Source organism: Candidatus Pantoea deserta (assembly GCF_003813865.1).
GTDB lineage: Bacteria > Pseudomonadota > Gammaproteobacteria > Enterobacterales > Enterobacteriaceae > Pantoea > Pantoea deserta.
In genome coordinates this window covers 131,848-147,711 of the sequence record NZ_RMVG01000008.1, presented here as the reverse complement: position 1 = coordinate 147,711, position 15,864 = coordinate 131,848, and the positions used below count along the sequence as shown (strand labels likewise).

Below are 15,864 nucleotides of genomic sequence, written 5' to 3'. Positions count from 1 at the left end.
CGGAGGAAGAGATGGTAAAAGAGACAGAAGCTTTCGACACCAGTCTGGATGATGATTTGACGCTGCTGACGGAAACGCTGGAAGAGGTGTTGAAGTCATCGGGCGACCCGACCGATCAGAAGTACATTGAGCTTAAAACCAAAGCGGAGCAGGCGCTGGAAGATGTGAAATCACGCGTCAGCCACGCCTCGGACAGCTACTACTACCGTGCCAAAAACGTGGCCTACCGCGCAGATGACTATGTGCACGAGAAGCCCTGGCAGGGTATCGGCATCGGCGCTGCCGCCGGCCTGGTGCTCGGTCTGCTGCTGGCGCGTCGCTAAGGCGTGAACCACAGAAAACGGCGGGGCTTCCCCGCCGTTTGTTTTTTCTTTTCTGCCTGTCCATTCCGTTAACTCCCCCGATACTTCCTCGTGAAAAGCGCAGGATTATATTGAGTTTACTCTGCACGCTTCCTACAGTAGGTCGATGGACAAAAGGAGAACAATCGTGATTAGAGTCGAGATGCTGTCTACAGGGGATGAGGTGCTGCACGGCCAAATCGTCGATACCAACGCCGCCTGGCTGGCGGACGTGCTGTTTCAGCATGGCCTGCCGATGACCAGCCGCAGCACGGTAGGGGATTCCCTGTCGTCGCTGGTGGAGACCTTGCAGGCGCGCAGTCAGGTGGCAGACGTGCTGATCGTCAACGGCGGGCTGGGTCCCACCAGCGACGATCTCAGCGCGCTGGCGGCGGCAAAGGCGAGCGGCGTCGAGCTGGTGCTGCATCAGGGCTGGCTCGACAACATGGAGGCCTGGTTCGCCAGCCGCGGCCGTACCATGGCCGCCAGCAACCGCAAGCAGGCGGAGATCCCCGCTAACGCCGAGATGCTCGACAACCCGGTCGGCACCGCCTGCGGCTTTGCGCTGCGGCTCAATCGCTGCTGGATCTTTTTCACGCCTGGCGTACCGTCGGAATTTAAGGTGATGGTGGAACAGCAGATCCTGCCGCGCCTTAAACAGCAGTTCGAGCTGCCGGAGCCGCCGCTCTGTCTGCGCCTGACCACCTTCGGCCGGGGCGAAAGCGATATTGCCGCCGAGCTGGAGCCGCTGGCGCTGCCGGAAGGGGCGGTGATGGGCTATCGCTCGTCAATGCCGATTATTGAGATCAAACTGACCGGCCCTGCCAGCCAGCGCGTAGCGATGGAGCAGGTGTGGCGGCAGGTGCGTCTGCTGCTGGCGGAGTGCACTATTTTTGAAGGCACCGAAGGTTTACCGGCGCTGCTGGCGCGCGAAATCAGGGATCGCGGTTTCCGTCTGGCGCTCAGCGAGCAGTACACCGCCGGTTTGCTGCACTGGCAGCTGGCGGCGGCCGACGTGCCGCTGAGCGCGGCGGAGATTCTTCCAGCGCACGAAGAAGAGCTGGAGGCGCTGGTGCAGCGCACGCGCGCGCTGGCGGCGCATCAGGGCACCGTGCTGGCGCTGTCAACCGGCGCGCTGACCGAAGGAGAAGTGTCGCTGGCGCTGCATACGCCAGAAGCGAGCTGGGGTCAGCGGGTGAAGTTTAGCCACGGCCGACATAATCTGGAGACGCGGCAGAAGGTGGTGGCGATGATGGCGATGAATATGCTGCGCCGCTGGCTGCACGGCAGCGAAGTCAGCACCGGCCACGGCTGGATTGATGTGCTGGAGTCGGTAAAGCTGTAAAGGGGCACTGTCATCGCTAACAGACCGCAAAAAAGCTCAGGAGCGGTTATCGCAGGCAACAAAACTTGCTACAGCTCGATTTCAATCTCACCTTTCGCCAGACAGCAGCAGGGCAGGATCTCGCCCTGCTGCACAAACGCCAGCGGCGTTTCGGCATAGTGCACTTCGCCCTTCAGCAGCCGCGTGCGGCAGGAGCCGCAGTAGCCTTCGCGGCACTGAAACTCCACGCACAGGTTGTGCGCTTCCAGCGTGGTCAGCAGGTTAGGGTGATGATCTGCGCACTCCAGCCGCTGGCCGGAGCTGCGCAGAATAACAACGGCACGGCTCATACTTAAAGCTGGAAGTCGTTGAAGTCGTCTTCGCCCACTTCCGAGTCAATCTGACCCACCAGATACGAGCTGACTTCTACTTCCTGCGGCGCAACCTGCACGTTGTCCGAAACCAGCCAGGAGTTGATCCACGGAATCGGGTTCGAACGCGTCTGGAACGGCAGATCGAGACCCACCGCCTGCATACGAATGTTAGTGATGTACTCGATATACTGGCACAGAATATCTTTGTTCAGGCCGATCATCGAGCCGCCGCTGAACAGATACTCCGCCCACTCTTTCTCCTGCTCGGCCGCTTTCTTGAACAGATCGAAACACTCGTCGCGACACTCGGCGGCAATCTCTTTCATCTCTGGATCGTCTTCGCCGGTGCGCATCAGATTCAGCATATGCTGGGTGCCGGTCAGATGCAGCGCTTCGTCACGGGCGATCAGACGGATAATTTTCGCGTTGCCTTCCATCAGTTCGCGCTCGGCGAAGGCGAAAGAGCAGGCGAAGCTGACGTAGAAGCGGATGGCTTCCAGCGCGTTGACGCTCATCAGACAGATATAGAGCTGCTTTTTCAGCGCGCGCACATTCACCGTGACGCTCTTGCCGTTCACCTGATGGGTGCCTTCGCCCAGCAGATGCCAGTAGTTGGTCATCTCGATCAAATCGTCGTAATACTTCGAAATGTCCTGCGCGCGCGCAAGGATCTGCTCGTTGGTGACGATGTCGTCAAACACCAGCGACGGATCGTTAACGATATTACGGATGATATGCGTGTAGGAGCGCGAGTGAATGGTCTCGGAGAACGCCCAGGTCTCTACCCAGGTCTCCAGCTCAGGGATAGAGATCAGCGGCAGCAGCGCCACGTTCGGGCTACGGCCCTGAATGGAGTCAAGCAGCGTCTGGTATTTCAGGTTGCTGATAAAGATGTGTTTCTCATGCTCCGGCAGCGCCTGATAGTCGATGCGATCGCGTGACACGTCGACTTCTTCCGGACGCCAGAAGAAAGAGAGCTGCTTTTCAATCAGCTTTTCGAAAATGTCATATTTCTGCTGGTCAAAGCGCGCCACGTTGACGGACTGACCAAAGAACATCGGCTCTTTTAGCTGATCGTTTTTGTTTTGTGAGAACGTAGTGTAAGCCATACAAACTGTCCAAATGTAGACGGGGCGCAGCGCGGCCCCGTGAAATAACGCAGGCGGGAGGCTCGCTCCCGCCCAACCTTAAATCTTACAGGCGCCGCTTTCGCAACCGTCATCCTGAATAGAAGGCGCCAGATCGTCCTGCGCGTCTTCCGCACCGTCGCGGGTGTTTTGATAGTAGAGCGTCTTCACGCCGAACTTATAGGCGGTCAGCAGATCTTTCAGCAGCTGCTTCATCGGCACCTTGCCGTTGGCAAAGCGCGACGGGTCGTAGTTGGTGTTCGAAGAGATCGCCTGATCGATAAACTTCTGCATCACGCCGACCAGTTGCAGGTAACCATCGTTAGACGGCATTTCCCACAGCAGTTCGTATTGATCTTTCAGACGCTCATACTCCGGCACCACCTGACGCAGAATCCCGTCTTTCGACGCTTTAATGCTGATGTGGCCGCGCGGCGGTTCAATGCCGTTGGTGGCGTTAGAGATCTGCGACGAGGTTTCAGAAGGCATCAGCGCAGAGAGCGTAGAGTTGCGCAGACCGTGAGTTTTGATCGACTCGCGCAGGCTGTCCCAGTCAAGGTGCAGCGGCTCGTTGCAGATGGCGTCGAGATCTTTCTTATAGGTGTCGATCGGCATAATGCCCTGTGAATAGGTGGTTTCATTGAACCACGGGCAGGCGCCTTGCTCTTTAGCCAGTTCGTTCGATGCTTTCAGCAGGTAATACTGAATCGCTTCGAAGGTTTTATGCGTCAGGTTATTGGCGCTGCCGTCCGAATAGCGCACGCCGTTCTTCGCCAGATAGTAGGCGAAGTTAATCACGCCGATACCCAGGGTGCGACGACCCATCGCGCCGCGTTTGGCGGCCGGGATCGGATAGTCCTGATAGTCGAGCAGGGCGTCGAGCGCGCGCACCGCCAGGGTGGCCAGCTCTTCCAGATCGTCAAGGCTCTCAATCGCGCCAAGGTTAAACGCCGACAGGGTACAGAGCGCAATCTCGCCGTTTTCGTCGTTCACGTCTTCCAGCGGTTTGGTCGGCAGCGCGATCTCCAGGCAGAGGTTAGACTGGCGCACCGGCGCGATGCTGGCATCGAACGGGCTGTGGGTGTTGCAGTGGTCGACGTTCTGAATGTAGATACGACCGGTCGAGGCGCGCTCCTGCATCATCAGCGAGAAGAGATCGACCGCTTTGACGCGCTGCTTGCGGATGCTGCTGTCCTGCTCGTATTTGGTGTACAGGCGCTCAAACTCGTCCTGATCGGCAAAGAAGGCGTCATAAAGACCCGGCACGTCAGACGGGCTGAACAGGGTGATCTCTTCGCCTTTCAGCAGACGCTGATACATCAGCTTGTTGATCTGCACGCCGTAGTCCATGTGACGAACGCGGTTGCCTTCAACGCCACGGTTGTTTTTCAGCACCAGCAGGCTTTCGACTTCCAGATGCCACATCGGGTAGAACAGCGTGGCCGCGCCGCCGCGAACGCCGCCCTGCGAGCAGGATTTAACCGCCGTCTGGAAGTGCTTGTAAAACGGAATACAGCCGGTGTGGAAGGCTTCGCCGCCGCGGATCGGGCTGCCCAGCGCGCGGATGCGGCCGGCGTTGATACCGATACCGGCGCGCTGCGACACATATTTCACGATGGCGCTGGAGGTGGCGTTGATCGAGTCGAGGCTGTCGCCGCACTCGATCAGCACGCAGGAGCTGAACTGACGCGTCGGGGTGCGCACGCCAGACATGATTGGCGTCGGCAGGGAGATCTTGAAGGTGGAGATCGCATCGTAGAAGCGCTTGATATAGTCCATGCGCGTGTCACGCGGATAGCCGGAGAACAGGCAGGCCGCCACGAGGATGTAGAGGAACTGCGCGCTCTCGTAAATGTCGCCGGTAACGCGGTTCTGCGCCAGGTATTTGCCTTCGAGCTGCTTCACCGCCGCGTAGGAGAAGTTCATGTCGCGCCAGTGGTCGATAAAGCTGTCCATCTGCTCGAACTCTTCAACCGAGTAGTCTTCCAGCAGATGACGGTCATATTTGCCCATCTCCACCATGCGCACCACCTGATCATACAGCTTCGGCGGTTCAAACTGACCGTAAGCCTTTTTGCGCAGATGGAAAATCGCCAGGCGGGCAGCAAGGTACTGGTAGTCCGGCGCATCGCGCGAGATCAGGTCTGCTGCGGCCTTGATAATGGTTTCATGAATATCAGAGGTCCTGATGCCATCATAGAACTGAATATGGGAGCGCAGCTCAACCTGAGAAACAGAGACGTTGTTCAGTCCTTCAGCAGCCCAGTCGAGTACCCGGTGAATTTTATCGAGATCAATGCGTTCCTGGCGGCCATCGCGTTTAGTAACGAGCAGACTTTGATTCATGTCGCGTTATACCATCCGTAAGTGAAAAAGAGTCCCCTGTTTATTCACAGGGTTATTCAATGTGAATAATTCTGTGGATAAACACTATATATTGGGGGTCGGGAGAGATTAGGTAACAATATGGAGGTTATTCTAGTGTCCTGACGGCAGATAACAAGACAGAAAAATGATGGCTATGGGACTTGTATTTTGTGCGAAATTTCTTAACCCCGCGACTTATAAGGCCCGATCGCGTGTCAACTGCCGCGCTAAAAAATTGCAGATTTTGATCGACCGCTGATTTTTCGCACACCGTTGTGTTTTTTCCCGACAACCGACTAGCGGCGAAGCGGCAGAAGAGCAAAAAGCGGGCGGGCAGGGGAAGGCCGACGCGCAGCGAGCCTGCGCGCCGGAGAGATTACTTTTTAACGTGGCGGGTATGCACCATGTAGTTCACATCAACGCCGCGGCCCAGACGAAAGGCGTTGGTCAGCGGGTTGTAGTGCAGGCCGGTGATGTGCTGCTCGCGCAGCGCGGTCTCGTCGACCCAGCCCAGCAGCTCGGAAGGGCGGATAAACTTCTTCACGTCGTGCGTACCGCGCGGCACCATGCGCAGCACATATTCCGCGCCAAACACCGCCATCAGCCAGGCTTTGGGATTACGGTTAATGGTAGAGAAGAACACTTCGCCGCCCGGCTTCACCAGACGGGCGCAGGCATGAACCACCGAACGCGGATCCGGCACGTGCTCCAGCATCTCCATACAGGTCACCACATCATACTGGCCGGCAAAGGCCTCCGCGTGGTCTTCCACCGTCTGCTGCACGTAGTCGAGCGTTACGCCATTTTCCAGCGCGTGCAGGCGCGCGACCTGTAGCGGTTCCGCTCCCATATCCAGCCCGGTCACCTCTGCGCCTTCCCGCGCCATACTCTCCGCCAGGATGCCCCCGCCGCAGCCGACGTCCAGCACTTTTTTGCCGAACAGCCCGTTGCTGTGCTGCGCGATAAAGCCCAGTCGCAGCGGGTTAATGCGGTGCAGCGGCTTAAACTCGCCCTCCAGATCCCACCAGCGTGAAGCAACGGCCTCAAACTTAGCGATCTCCTGCGCATCGACGTTGGGCTGCGTTTCCTGCGGTTGTGCATTCATTGAATCATTACTCCAGACAAAATGTTGACTAAGTATAAACGCTTATTGCGCCCGGACGCACCTTTCAGGCAACAGGAAAAGCGCGTGAAAACGGTGGTTAACGTTCACCAGCGGGCTGGGGTGTGATATACTTTCGCACCTTTAAAATCCGGGCATATGTAGAGGGAAAGCGGCTCCATGAGCGACCTTGCAAGAGAAATTACACCGGTCAATATCGAAGAAGAGTTAAAAAGCTCCTATCTCGATTACGCCATGTCGGTCATCGTTGGCCGAGCCTTACCCGATGTTCGTGACGGCCTGAAGCCTGTCCACCGCCGCGTGCTCTACGCGATGAGCGAACTGGGTAACGACTGGAACAAACCCTATAAGAAATCCGCCCGTGTGGTCGGTGACGTTATCGGTAAATATCACCCGCACGGGGATTCCGCCGTTTACGATACCATCGTCCGCATGGCTCAGCCTTTCTCCCTGCGTTACATGCTGGTGGACGGACAGGGTAACTTCGGCTCCGTCGACGGCGACTCCGCCGCGGCGATGCGTTATACCGAAGTACGTATGTCGCGTATCGCGCACGATTTGCTGGCTGACCTGGAAAAAGAGACCGTCGACTTCGTTCCGAACTATGACGGCACCGAGCAGATCCCTGAAGTTCTGCCGACCAAAATCCCTAACCTGCTGGTGAACGGTTCTTCCGGTATCGCCGTAGGGATGGCGACCAATATTCCGCCGCACAACCTGACGGAAGTGATTAACGGCTGCCTCGCCTATATCGACGATGAAGACATTAGCGTCGAAGGGCTGATGGAGCACATCCCCGGTCCGGACTTCCCGACGGCGGCGATTATCAATGGCCGTCGCGGCATTGAAGAGGCGTACCGCACCGGACGCGGCAAGATCTATATCCGCGCGCGCGGCGAAGTGGAAACCGATGCCAAAACCGGCCGCGAAACCATCGTGGTGCACGAGATCCCCTATCAGGTCAACAAAGCGCGCCTGATCGAGAAAATCGCGGAACTGGTAAAAGAGAAGCGCGTCGAGGGCATCAGCGCGCTGCGCGATGAGTCAGACAAAGACGGCATGCGCATCGTGATCGAAGTGAAGCGCGATGCGGTCGGCGAGGTGGTGCTCAACAACCTCTACTCGCTGACGCAGTTGCAGGTGTCGTTCGGCATCAACATGGTGGCGCTGCATCAGGGCCAGCCGAAGATCATGACGCTGAAGGAGATCCTTGAGGCCTTCGTTCGTCATCGTCGTGAAGTCGTGACGCGCCGCACCATTTTTGAACTGCGCAAAGCGCGCGATCGCGCGCACATCCTTGAAGGCCTGGCGATTGCGCTGGCTAACATCGATCCCATCATCGAGCTGATCCGCCGCGCGCCTAATCCGGCAGAAGCGAAAGCGGGCCTGCTGGCGCAGTCGTGGGAGCTGGGCAACGTCGCCGCCATGCTGGAGCGCGCGGGCAATGACGCCGCGCGTCCGGAGTGGCTGGACGAAGAGTTCGGCATCCGCGACGGCCAGTATTACCTGACCGAACAGCAGGCGCAGGCGATCCTCGACCTGCGTCTGCAAAAGCTCACCGGCCTTGAGCATGAAAAACTGCTCGATGAGTACAAAGAGCTGCTGGAGCAGATTGCCGAGCTGCTGAATATCCTGATGAACGCCGAGCGTCTGATGGAAGTGATCCGTGAAGAGCTGATCGCCATGCGCGACCAGTTTGGCGATAACCGTCGCACCGAGATCACCGCCAACAGCGCCGACATCAATATTGAAGACCTGATTAACCAGCAGGATGTGGTGGTCACGCTGTCGCATCAGGGCTACGTGAAATATCAGCCGCTGTCTGATTATGAAGCGCAGCGCCGCGGCGGCAAAGGCAAGTCGGCAGCGCGCACCAAAGACGAAGACTTTATCGATCGTCTGCTGGTGGCCAACACCCACGATACCATCCTCTGCTTCTCCAGCCGCGGCCGTCTCTACTGGATGAAGGTCTATCAGCTGCCGGAAGCGAGCCGTGGCGCGCGTGGTCGGCCGATTGTTAACCTGCTGCCGCTACAGCCTGACGAGCGCATCACCGCTATTCTGCCGGTGCGTGAATACACCGAAGGCTTCAATATCTTTATGGCGACCGCCAGCGGCACCGTGAAGAAAACGGCGCTTCAGGAGTTCAGTCGTCCGCGCAGCGCGGGCATTATCGCCGTGAACCTGCGTGAAGATGACGAGCTGATCGGCGTAGCGCTGACCAACGGCAACGACGAAGCGATGCTGTTCTCTCAGGCCGGTAAAGTGGTGCGCTTTGCAGAAAGCGCCGTCCGCGCCATGGGCCGCACCGCCTCAGGCGTGCGCGGCATCAAGCTGGCGGAAGGCGATCGCGTTGTATCGCTGATCGTGCCGCGCGAAGAGGGCGCCATCCTTACCGTGACGCAGAACGGCTACGGCAAGCGCACCGCGATTAGCGAGTACCCAACCCGTTCGCGTGCGACGCAGGGCGTTATCTCGATCAAAGTGACCGAGCGTAACGGACCGGTGATCGGCGCGGTGCAGGTGGTCGACAGCGATCAGATCATGATGATTACCGATGCCGGGACGCTGGTTCGTACCCGCGTCTCCGAGGTAAGCATTGTAGGTCGTAACACGCAGGGCGTTATCCTGATCCGTACCGCGGAAGATGAGAACGTGGTCGGCCTGCAACGCGTTGCGGAGCCGGTGGAAGAGGAAGAGCTGGACGCCATCGACGGCAGCGTAGCGGAAGGCGAAGAAGACATCGCGCCGGAAGTGGACGCTGAAGACGACGCGCCTGAGGCGGACGAAGAGGAGTAATTCCTCGACGCGTCAGGCCAACGCCGCCACGGAAGGCGGCACTGATTTTTACGGCAGGAAAGGGCGACCCGACCTGCCGTCGCTTTTTGCGGCGCGGCTCGCTAAGCGCAGAAGCTGACTGGCTTTTCTTGCCTGATAAAGCTAGTGTAATGAGCATCCTGAAGCCAGCCCGCCCTTAACCTTGCCGTAGTGAGTTTCCCTTGAAATATCTGGTCTCTTTCCGAACCACGCTGCGTATCTCACGCTACCTGTTCCGCGCGCTGGCGCTGCTGCTGTGGACGCTGGGCGCGGTGCTGACGACGTTTTTTATCATCAGCGTGCTGCATGACAAAGAAAACAGCGTCCGGCAGGAGTTTGCCAGCAACTACGGTCAGGCTGAATGGTATGTGCGGCACTCTGCCGACGTCATGCGCGAGCTGAAATACATCACAGAAAACCGGCTGACCAGCACCAGCAGCGGTCTTGATATGCTCAAGGGCGTGATGCCGGGCAAATCGACGCTGCCGCAGTTTACCCCGCTGTTTTCTGACGGCGACTGCTCGTCGATGAGCAACACCTGGCGCAATTCCCTCGATTCGCTCAGCTACTACATCAACTACTGGAAAAGCAATTTCGCCTCGGCCTACGAGCTGAATCGCGTGTTCTTTATTGGCGGCGAGAGTCAGTGTCTGGCGGACTTCACTATCGGCAGCAGCAATGTCGATCGCGAGCGCAGTCTGAAAGCGCTGCGCGAGCGGGTGCTTGGCTATCGCAACGGCAACGATGAAGAGCGGCGCAATCCGCTTTACTGGGTCAACGCCAGCACGCAGCCCGGCGTCGGCACCTTTTACATGATGATGCCGGTCTATGTCGCCAATAAACTTCAGGCGCTGCTGGGCGTTGAGCAGAATATTCGGCTGGATGAGTTTATCCAGCCGGGCAGCCTGCCGGTGGTCGCCACCATTACGGATGAAAATAATCGCCCGCTGCTGACGTCGCGGCGCGGCGGCGCCGGTTTCTCGCTGGCGAATCTGCCGGACGATAAAACCTGGTTCGGCTATCTCGACGGCTATCGCCAGCTGGTGCTGAAAAAACCGCTGCCGCCGTCGGATCTGAATGTGGTCTGGTCGGTTTCGACCAGCGTGCTGGTCGATCAGCTCAAGCTGATGATTATCAATGCGCTACTGCTCAATCTGTTAAGCGCCATCCTGCTCTTTACCCTGGCCTGGCTGTTTGAACGCCGGATGTTTTTGCCTGCGGAAGAGAATGCGCACCGGCTGGAAGAGCACGAGCAGTTCAACCGCAAAATCGTGGCGTCAGCGCCGGTGGGGATCTGTATTCTGCGCACCAGCGACGGCACCAATATTCTGAGCAATGAGCTGGCGCATAACTACCTGACGCTGCTGACGCAGGAAGATCGCCAGCGCCTCAACGAAATCATCGGCGGCCAGCAGGTCAACTTTGTCGATGTGCTGACCGGCACCAATACCAACCTGCAAATTAGCTTTGTCCATTCGCGCTATCGTAATGAGAATGTGGCTATCTGCGTGCTGGTGGACGTCTCCGCGCGCGTGCGTATGGAGCAGTCGCTACAGGAGATGGCGCAGGCGGCGGAACAGGCCAGCCAGTCAAAATCGATGTTCCTGGCGACCGTAAGCCACGAACTGCGCACCCCGCTGTACGGCATTATCGGCAACCTTGATCTGCTTCAGACCAAACAGCTGCCGAAAGGCGTCGATTCGCTGGTGACGGCGATGAATAACTCGTCGAGCCTGCTGTTAAAAATCATCAGCGACATCCTCGATTTCTCGAAAATCGAATCCGAACAGCTGAAAATCGAGCCGCGTCCTTTCTCGCCGCGCGAGGTGATTACGCATATCGCCGGCAACTATCTGTCACTGGTCATGAAAAAGCGGCTCACGCTCTACTGCTTTATCGAACATGACGTGCCGCTGGCGCTGGACGGCGATCCGCTGCGGCTACAGCAGGTCATCTCCAACCTGCTGAATAACGCGATTAAGTTCACGCATACCGGCTGCATTATCCTGCACGCCTATGTCAAAGAGGGCTATCTGGCGTTTCGCATTCGGGATACCGGCGTGGGGATCCCGGCCAGAGAGATTACGCGTCTGTTTGACCCCTTCTTCCAGGTGGGCAACGGCGTACAGCGCAACTTTCAGGGCACCGGGCTGGGCCTGGCGATTTGTGAAAAGCTGACCAATATGATGGATGGCGATATCGAGGTGGATTCCGAGCCGGGCATGGGCAGCCAGTTTATCGTGCGCATCCCCATCTATAACGGCCAGCAGCCCGCGCCGCCGCTGCTCGACGGGCTGCATGAAAAAAACATCTGGATCGATATGCGTAACGACTATCTCGCCGACTTTATTACGCGCGATCTGCATCAGCAGGGGATTCAGGCGCTGCCTTACAGGGGCGCGGCAGGCAGCGACGACGTGTTACTCACCGACTATGAGCAGGAAACCGAGCAGCCGCTGCGCGCGGTGATTGAGTTCAGCGGCGCGCATATTGATATGCCGCGTGAAATCGCGCCGGGACGCTGGGTGCACAGCACCGCTTCGCTGCATGAGCTGCCGACCCTGCTGGCGCGCATCTACCGCATCGATATTCAGAGCGATACCGCAGCAAGCCTGGCGCTGCCGGTGCCGACCGAAGAGGTGATCAGCAACGACGATATTATGATCCTGATTGTCGACGATCATCCTATCAACCGCATGCTGCTGTCGGAGCAGCTTGGCACGCTAGGCTATCAGGTGAAAACCGCGCAGGACGGCGTCGATGCGCTGAACGTGATCAGCCGCAGCGAGATCGACATTGTGCTCAGCGATGTCAATATGCCCAATATGGATGGTTATCGTCTGACACAGCGCCTGCGCCAGCTTGGTCACGTGTTCCCGGTAATCGGCGTCACGGCAAACGCGCTGGCGGAAGAGAAACAACGCTGTATGGAAGCCGGTATGGATAACTGTTTGTCGAAGCCGGTTACGCTGGATGTATTGAAAACTACGCTGGCCGTTTACGCCGAGCGAGTGAGAAAAGCGCGGGAAGGGTAGAAGAAAAGGAGGCGGCGCGACAGCGCCGCCTGACCGGTAATTACTCTTTGTCCACCTGAGTGGCGCTGACTGACGACAGGTAGTTCAGCAGAGCGATGTCGTTATCCACGCCCAGTTTCATCATCGCCGACTTCTTCTGGCTGCTGATGGTTTTGATGCTGCGGTTCAGTTTTTTGGCAATTTCCGTTACCAGGAAACCTTCCGCGAACAGACGCAGGACTTCACTCTCTTTCGGCGACAGACGCTTATCGCCGTAACCACCGGCACTGATTTTCTCCAGCAGCTTCGCCACGCTTTCCGGCGTGTACTTTTTGCCTTTTTGCAGCGCGGCCAGCGCTTTCGGCAGATCGGTCGGCGCGCCCTGTTTCAGGACGATGCCTTCGATGTCCAGATCCAGCACGGCGCTGAGGATAGCCGGGTTATTGTTCATGGTCAGAACGATAATCGACAGATCCGGGTAGTGGCGTTTAATGTACTTAATCAACGTGATGCCATCGCCATATTTCTCACCCGGCATAGAGAGATCGGTGATCAGGACGTTAGCATCAAGTTTTGACAGGCTGTTAATCAGTGCTGTTGAGTCTTCGAACTCACCTACAACGTTGACCCATTCAATTTGTTCCAGAGACTTTCGGATACCGAAAAGAACAATTGGATGGTCATCGGCAATAATTACATTTAAGTTATTCATCTTATTGGTTACCTTGCTGCAGCAGTTCATTGACGTAAGCGTCAATGTTACTGGTGGTATTTGTAATGTTTGAATCGTCACATGCTTTGATGTGCAGTTCTAACTCTTCACAAAGCTGTTTACCCGGCGTCAGGTTAAGCATGGCAAACACGCCTTTCAGGCGATGCGCTGTCTGAGCAAGCATGGCGTAGTCCTTTTCCGCTGACTCAGTATACAGTCTCTTTACATCAGGCGGTACTGTCTCGGTAAACAGCTGGAAATAGCCGCCGCTGAGTAGCGGAGTAATTTCCTCGTCTTCTGTATGCTCTTCCGTTGAATCATGGGCCAGTTGTTTCTCAATCAGGGCCAGCAGCGCATCCTGAAGCGCATTGCTGAGATTGAAGTTGACCCGGTATTGCCGATCGTTTAGCGCATGATGACCCAGCTCATCCTCCGCCAGCAGCAGCGCCCAGCCGCTCATCCTGGCGGGATCGTCGGTCACCAGTACGTCATGTTCCTGGCCTGACAGCCGTTCTTCAGGGGTCAGGCAGCGAGCGCCCCAGTTCTCAAGGTGGCGACAGACGATTTTATGCACGTCCTCTACGGCAATCTCAATCAGCGCGGTGACGCCGTCCAGCAGCTTTTCTTCTCTCTCTTCCGGCTGAGGCTCCAGCGCCAGCGGCAGCTGAATGTTATAGCGCGTGCCGATGTCGGCTTTAGCGATAATGTCGAGGCTGCCGCCCATCTGCTTACACAGCTGTTTGCACAGGAAAAAGGCCATGCCCGACGCCTGACCGTAACGATCCTGGCTGGTTTCGCCAAGGAAAGGAAAATCGACGTTCGCCAGTTCGTCAACGCTCAAGCCTGCGCCGGTATCGACCAGCTCAATCAGCAGCCGATCCGGACGCGCCTCGTCGGCGCTTGCCGTTAGCGAAATCTTGCCCCAGCGCGTGGTGGTCAGCGCATAGTGCATAAGCGTCGCGAGCACTTTGCGCAGCGCGCGTCGGTCGCCGAAGCGCTGCTCATCGTTGGGTTGCTGATTGTTCACCACCAGCGACAGACCTTTGCGACGCAGCAGCGGCAGGCTTTCCAGCGCGATCTCATCCAGCAGCTCTTGCAGATTGAACACGCTGGCGTCAGGCGACCAGTCATGCGCTTCCAGTCGGTTAAGCAGCACGATGTCGTCCACCAGCCGCGCCAGGCTCTGGCTCTCGTCCAGCACGTCGAGCACGGTTTCATCTTCATCGCGCTGGCTAAGCTGCACCAGCTGCGCCACCATTTTTTCCAGCGGGCGATTAAGCGCGTGGCCAAGATTGTGCAGCAGCTGTTGCCGCATCTGGTGGTTGCGATCCAGCACCTGCTGCGCCTTTTGCAGCTTTTTGTTAACCAGCAGCTCGCGATCCTGATCGCGCATCAAAAACAGCTGCGTATGGGGCGACAGCACGCTGCGGGCGTGGCGAATCTCATACACTTCGTTGTTAATGGTGGCCTGCAAGACGCCCTGATGCTGGTCAGACATATTAATGATCTTTTGCAGATTCAGATGCGGCAAAAGATGTTCTGCGATTTTGTTGCTGAGAATGGTGCGGTTGCTGGCGAAGTCATACACCAGCAGGCCAACCGGCAGGCTGGCGACAATCTCTTCATTCAGCACGCGCAGCGAATCCAGCTCGGCGCTCTGGTTTTCGCTGGGGCGCAGCGACTGCTGACGCAGCAGCGTCATACCGGCGAAAGAGAGCAAAAACAGCAGCAGGTTAACCAGCAGCGGCCACAGCAAATTATGCAGCGTATCCAGCATCAGGCTGGTCAGCGGCACGCGGTACACCAGCTGTAGCGGCGTGCTTGGCAGCGTGGCGGCAATCTCCAGATCGGGATTCACGATGGCAATCTGAGTGCTTTCGCCTGTTTCCTGGTCGTTAGTGGCCGGCAGCGCCGCGTCCTGACGCAGCTGAAAATTCTCTAGCGGCATATTCTGCGGGATCAGATCGTTGATCGGCAGATCGAAAGCCACTACCGTGGCCAGATGGCCCGGCTGGTTAAAGGTGGTGCGCAGCGTAAAATAGTGATCGTTCTGAAAAGCGAAGTGGCGCAGCGGCGAGAAACTTTCGCGCTCGTCCAGCGCGTTGGCCTGTTGCAGCATCTCGGCGCGACGGCTGTCTACCAGCGAGCTGATAGCGCTCTCTTTATAGCGCGTGGCCATATCCTTCAGCGGCAGCGTCGAGATCATAATCAGGCTGTTATCCTGACCGTTCAGGAAATACATCGACCAGGTGGGATTCTCTGCGCCCCACAGCGTATCCAGGTAGTTCGACATGCGCAGGGTCATATCGAGCGTGCTGCTGTCGTGCGAACCAAAAATCAGCGCTTCGGTTTTGCGCCGGGTTTTCTCCAGATAGTAGACGTCCGGGCGCAGCCGGGTTTCTTGCAGGCTGCTATCAGGCGGGCTTCCCGCCGCGCTGGTGGCAAGATTTTCATAGATTTGCCAGGTCGCGAAACGGTAGGCGTCAATGCGCTTCTGCGTCGCCCGCGCCAGATCGGTCATGGCATAGCGCTTTTCCATCAGCCAGGCGTTGACCGAGTTATGCACCATAAAGCCCAGCGCCAGCAGCAGCACCAGATTAAAAATCACAAAAAAGCGGGTGACATTGCCGGATGTCAGCGGGAACTTATACAACATAGCGTCTCA

10 protein-coding genes are annotated in these 15,864 nt (G+C 57.5%); 4 read left to right on the top strand and 6 right to left on the bottom strand.

Features of this window, described 5'->3' with window-relative positions; translation table 11 throughout:
• The first annotated feature begins 11 nt into the window (after positions 1-11).
• Together elaB and BBB56_RS12380 are read left to right on the top strand one after the other, a co-directional pair.
• Positions 12-323, top strand: a complete 312-nt coding sequence (gene elaB, locus BBB56_RS12385) for a stress response protein ElaB (RefSeq protein WP_123801259.1) — start codon at positions 12-14, stop codon at positions 321-323.
• Between the two features lie 166 nt (positions 324-489).
• Positions 490-1,686, top strand: coding sequence for a nicotinamide mononucleotide deamidase-related protein YfaY (locus tag BBB56_RS12380; RefSeq protein ID WP_123801258.1), 1,197 nt, complete (start codon positions 490-492; stop codon positions 1,684-1,686).
• A gap of 68 nt (positions 1,687-1,754) precedes the next feature.
• Here BBB56_RS12380 and yfaE read toward each other — a convergent pair whose 3' ends face one another.
• From yfaE to ubiG, 4 genes are all read right to left on the bottom strand, one after another.
• The gene (gene yfaE / locus BBB56_RS12375; protein WP_123801257.1) at positions 1,755-2,015 is read right to left on the bottom strand and encodes a class I ribonucleotide reductase maintenance protein YfaE; all 261 of its coding nucleotides are present in this window, start codon (positions 2,013-2,015) and stop codon (positions 1,755-1,757) included.
• A 2-nt stretch (positions 2,016-2,017) separates the two neighbouring features.
• Complete coding sequence (gene nrdB / locus BBB56_RS12370) at positions 2,018-3,148, bottom strand: class Ia ribonucleoside-diphosphate reductase subunit beta (RefSeq protein ID WP_123801256.1); 1,131 nt, start codon at positions 3,146-3,148, stop codon at positions 2,018-2,020.
• 78 nt (positions 3,149-3,226) lie between these two features.
• Positions 3,227-5,512 (bottom strand): class 1a ribonucleoside-diphosphate reductase subunit alpha, encoded by a 2,286-nt coding sequence (nrdA, locus tag BBB56_RS12365; RefSeq protein WP_123801255.1) that lies wholly within the window; start codon positions 5,510-5,512, stop codon positions 3,227-3,229.
• 397 nt (positions 5,513-5,909) lie between these two features.
• A complete protein-coding gene (gene ubiG / locus BBB56_RS12360) occupies positions 5,910-6,638 on the bottom strand; it encodes a bifunctional 2-polyprenyl-6-hydroxyphenol methylase/3-demethylubiquinol 3-O-methyltransferase UbiG (RefSeq protein WP_123801254.1) in 729 nt (242 codons plus the stop codon).
• Between the two features lie 177 nt (positions 6,639-6,815).
• Between ubiG and gyrA the strand changes: the two genes are divergently transcribed.
• Both gyrA and rcsC read left to right on the top strand, forming a co-directional pair.
• On the top strand, positions 6,816-9,455 hold the full coding sequence (gene gyrA, locus BBB56_RS12355; protein WP_123801253.1) for a DNA topoisomerase (ATP-hydrolyzing) subunit A: 2,640 nt from the start codon (positions 6,816-6,818) through the stop codon (positions 9,453-9,455).
• A 200-nt stretch (positions 9,456-9,655) separates the two neighbouring features.
• A complete protein-coding gene (gene rcsC, locus BBB56_RS12350; RefSeq protein ID WP_123801252.1) occupies positions 9,656-12,508 on the top strand; it encodes a two-component system sensor histidine kinase RcsC in 2,853 nt (950 codons plus the stop codon).
• 40 nt (positions 12,509-12,548) lie between these two features.
• On the opposite strand, the gene rcsB is transcribed toward rcsC, so the two are convergent.
• Complete coding sequence (rcsB, locus tag BBB56_RS12345; protein WP_013509853.1) at positions 12,549-13,199, bottom strand: response regulator transcription factor RcsB; 651 nt, start codon at positions 13,197-13,199, stop codon at positions 12,549-12,551.
• Position 13,200: 1 nt separating this feature from the next.
• Positions 13,201-15,855 (bottom strand): phosphotransferase RcsD, encoded by a 2,655-nt coding sequence (gene rcsD, locus BBB56_RS12340; RefSeq protein ID WP_123801251.1) that lies wholly within the window; start codon positions 15,853-15,855, stop codon positions 13,201-13,203.
• Positions 15,856-15,864 lie beyond the last annotated feature (9 nt).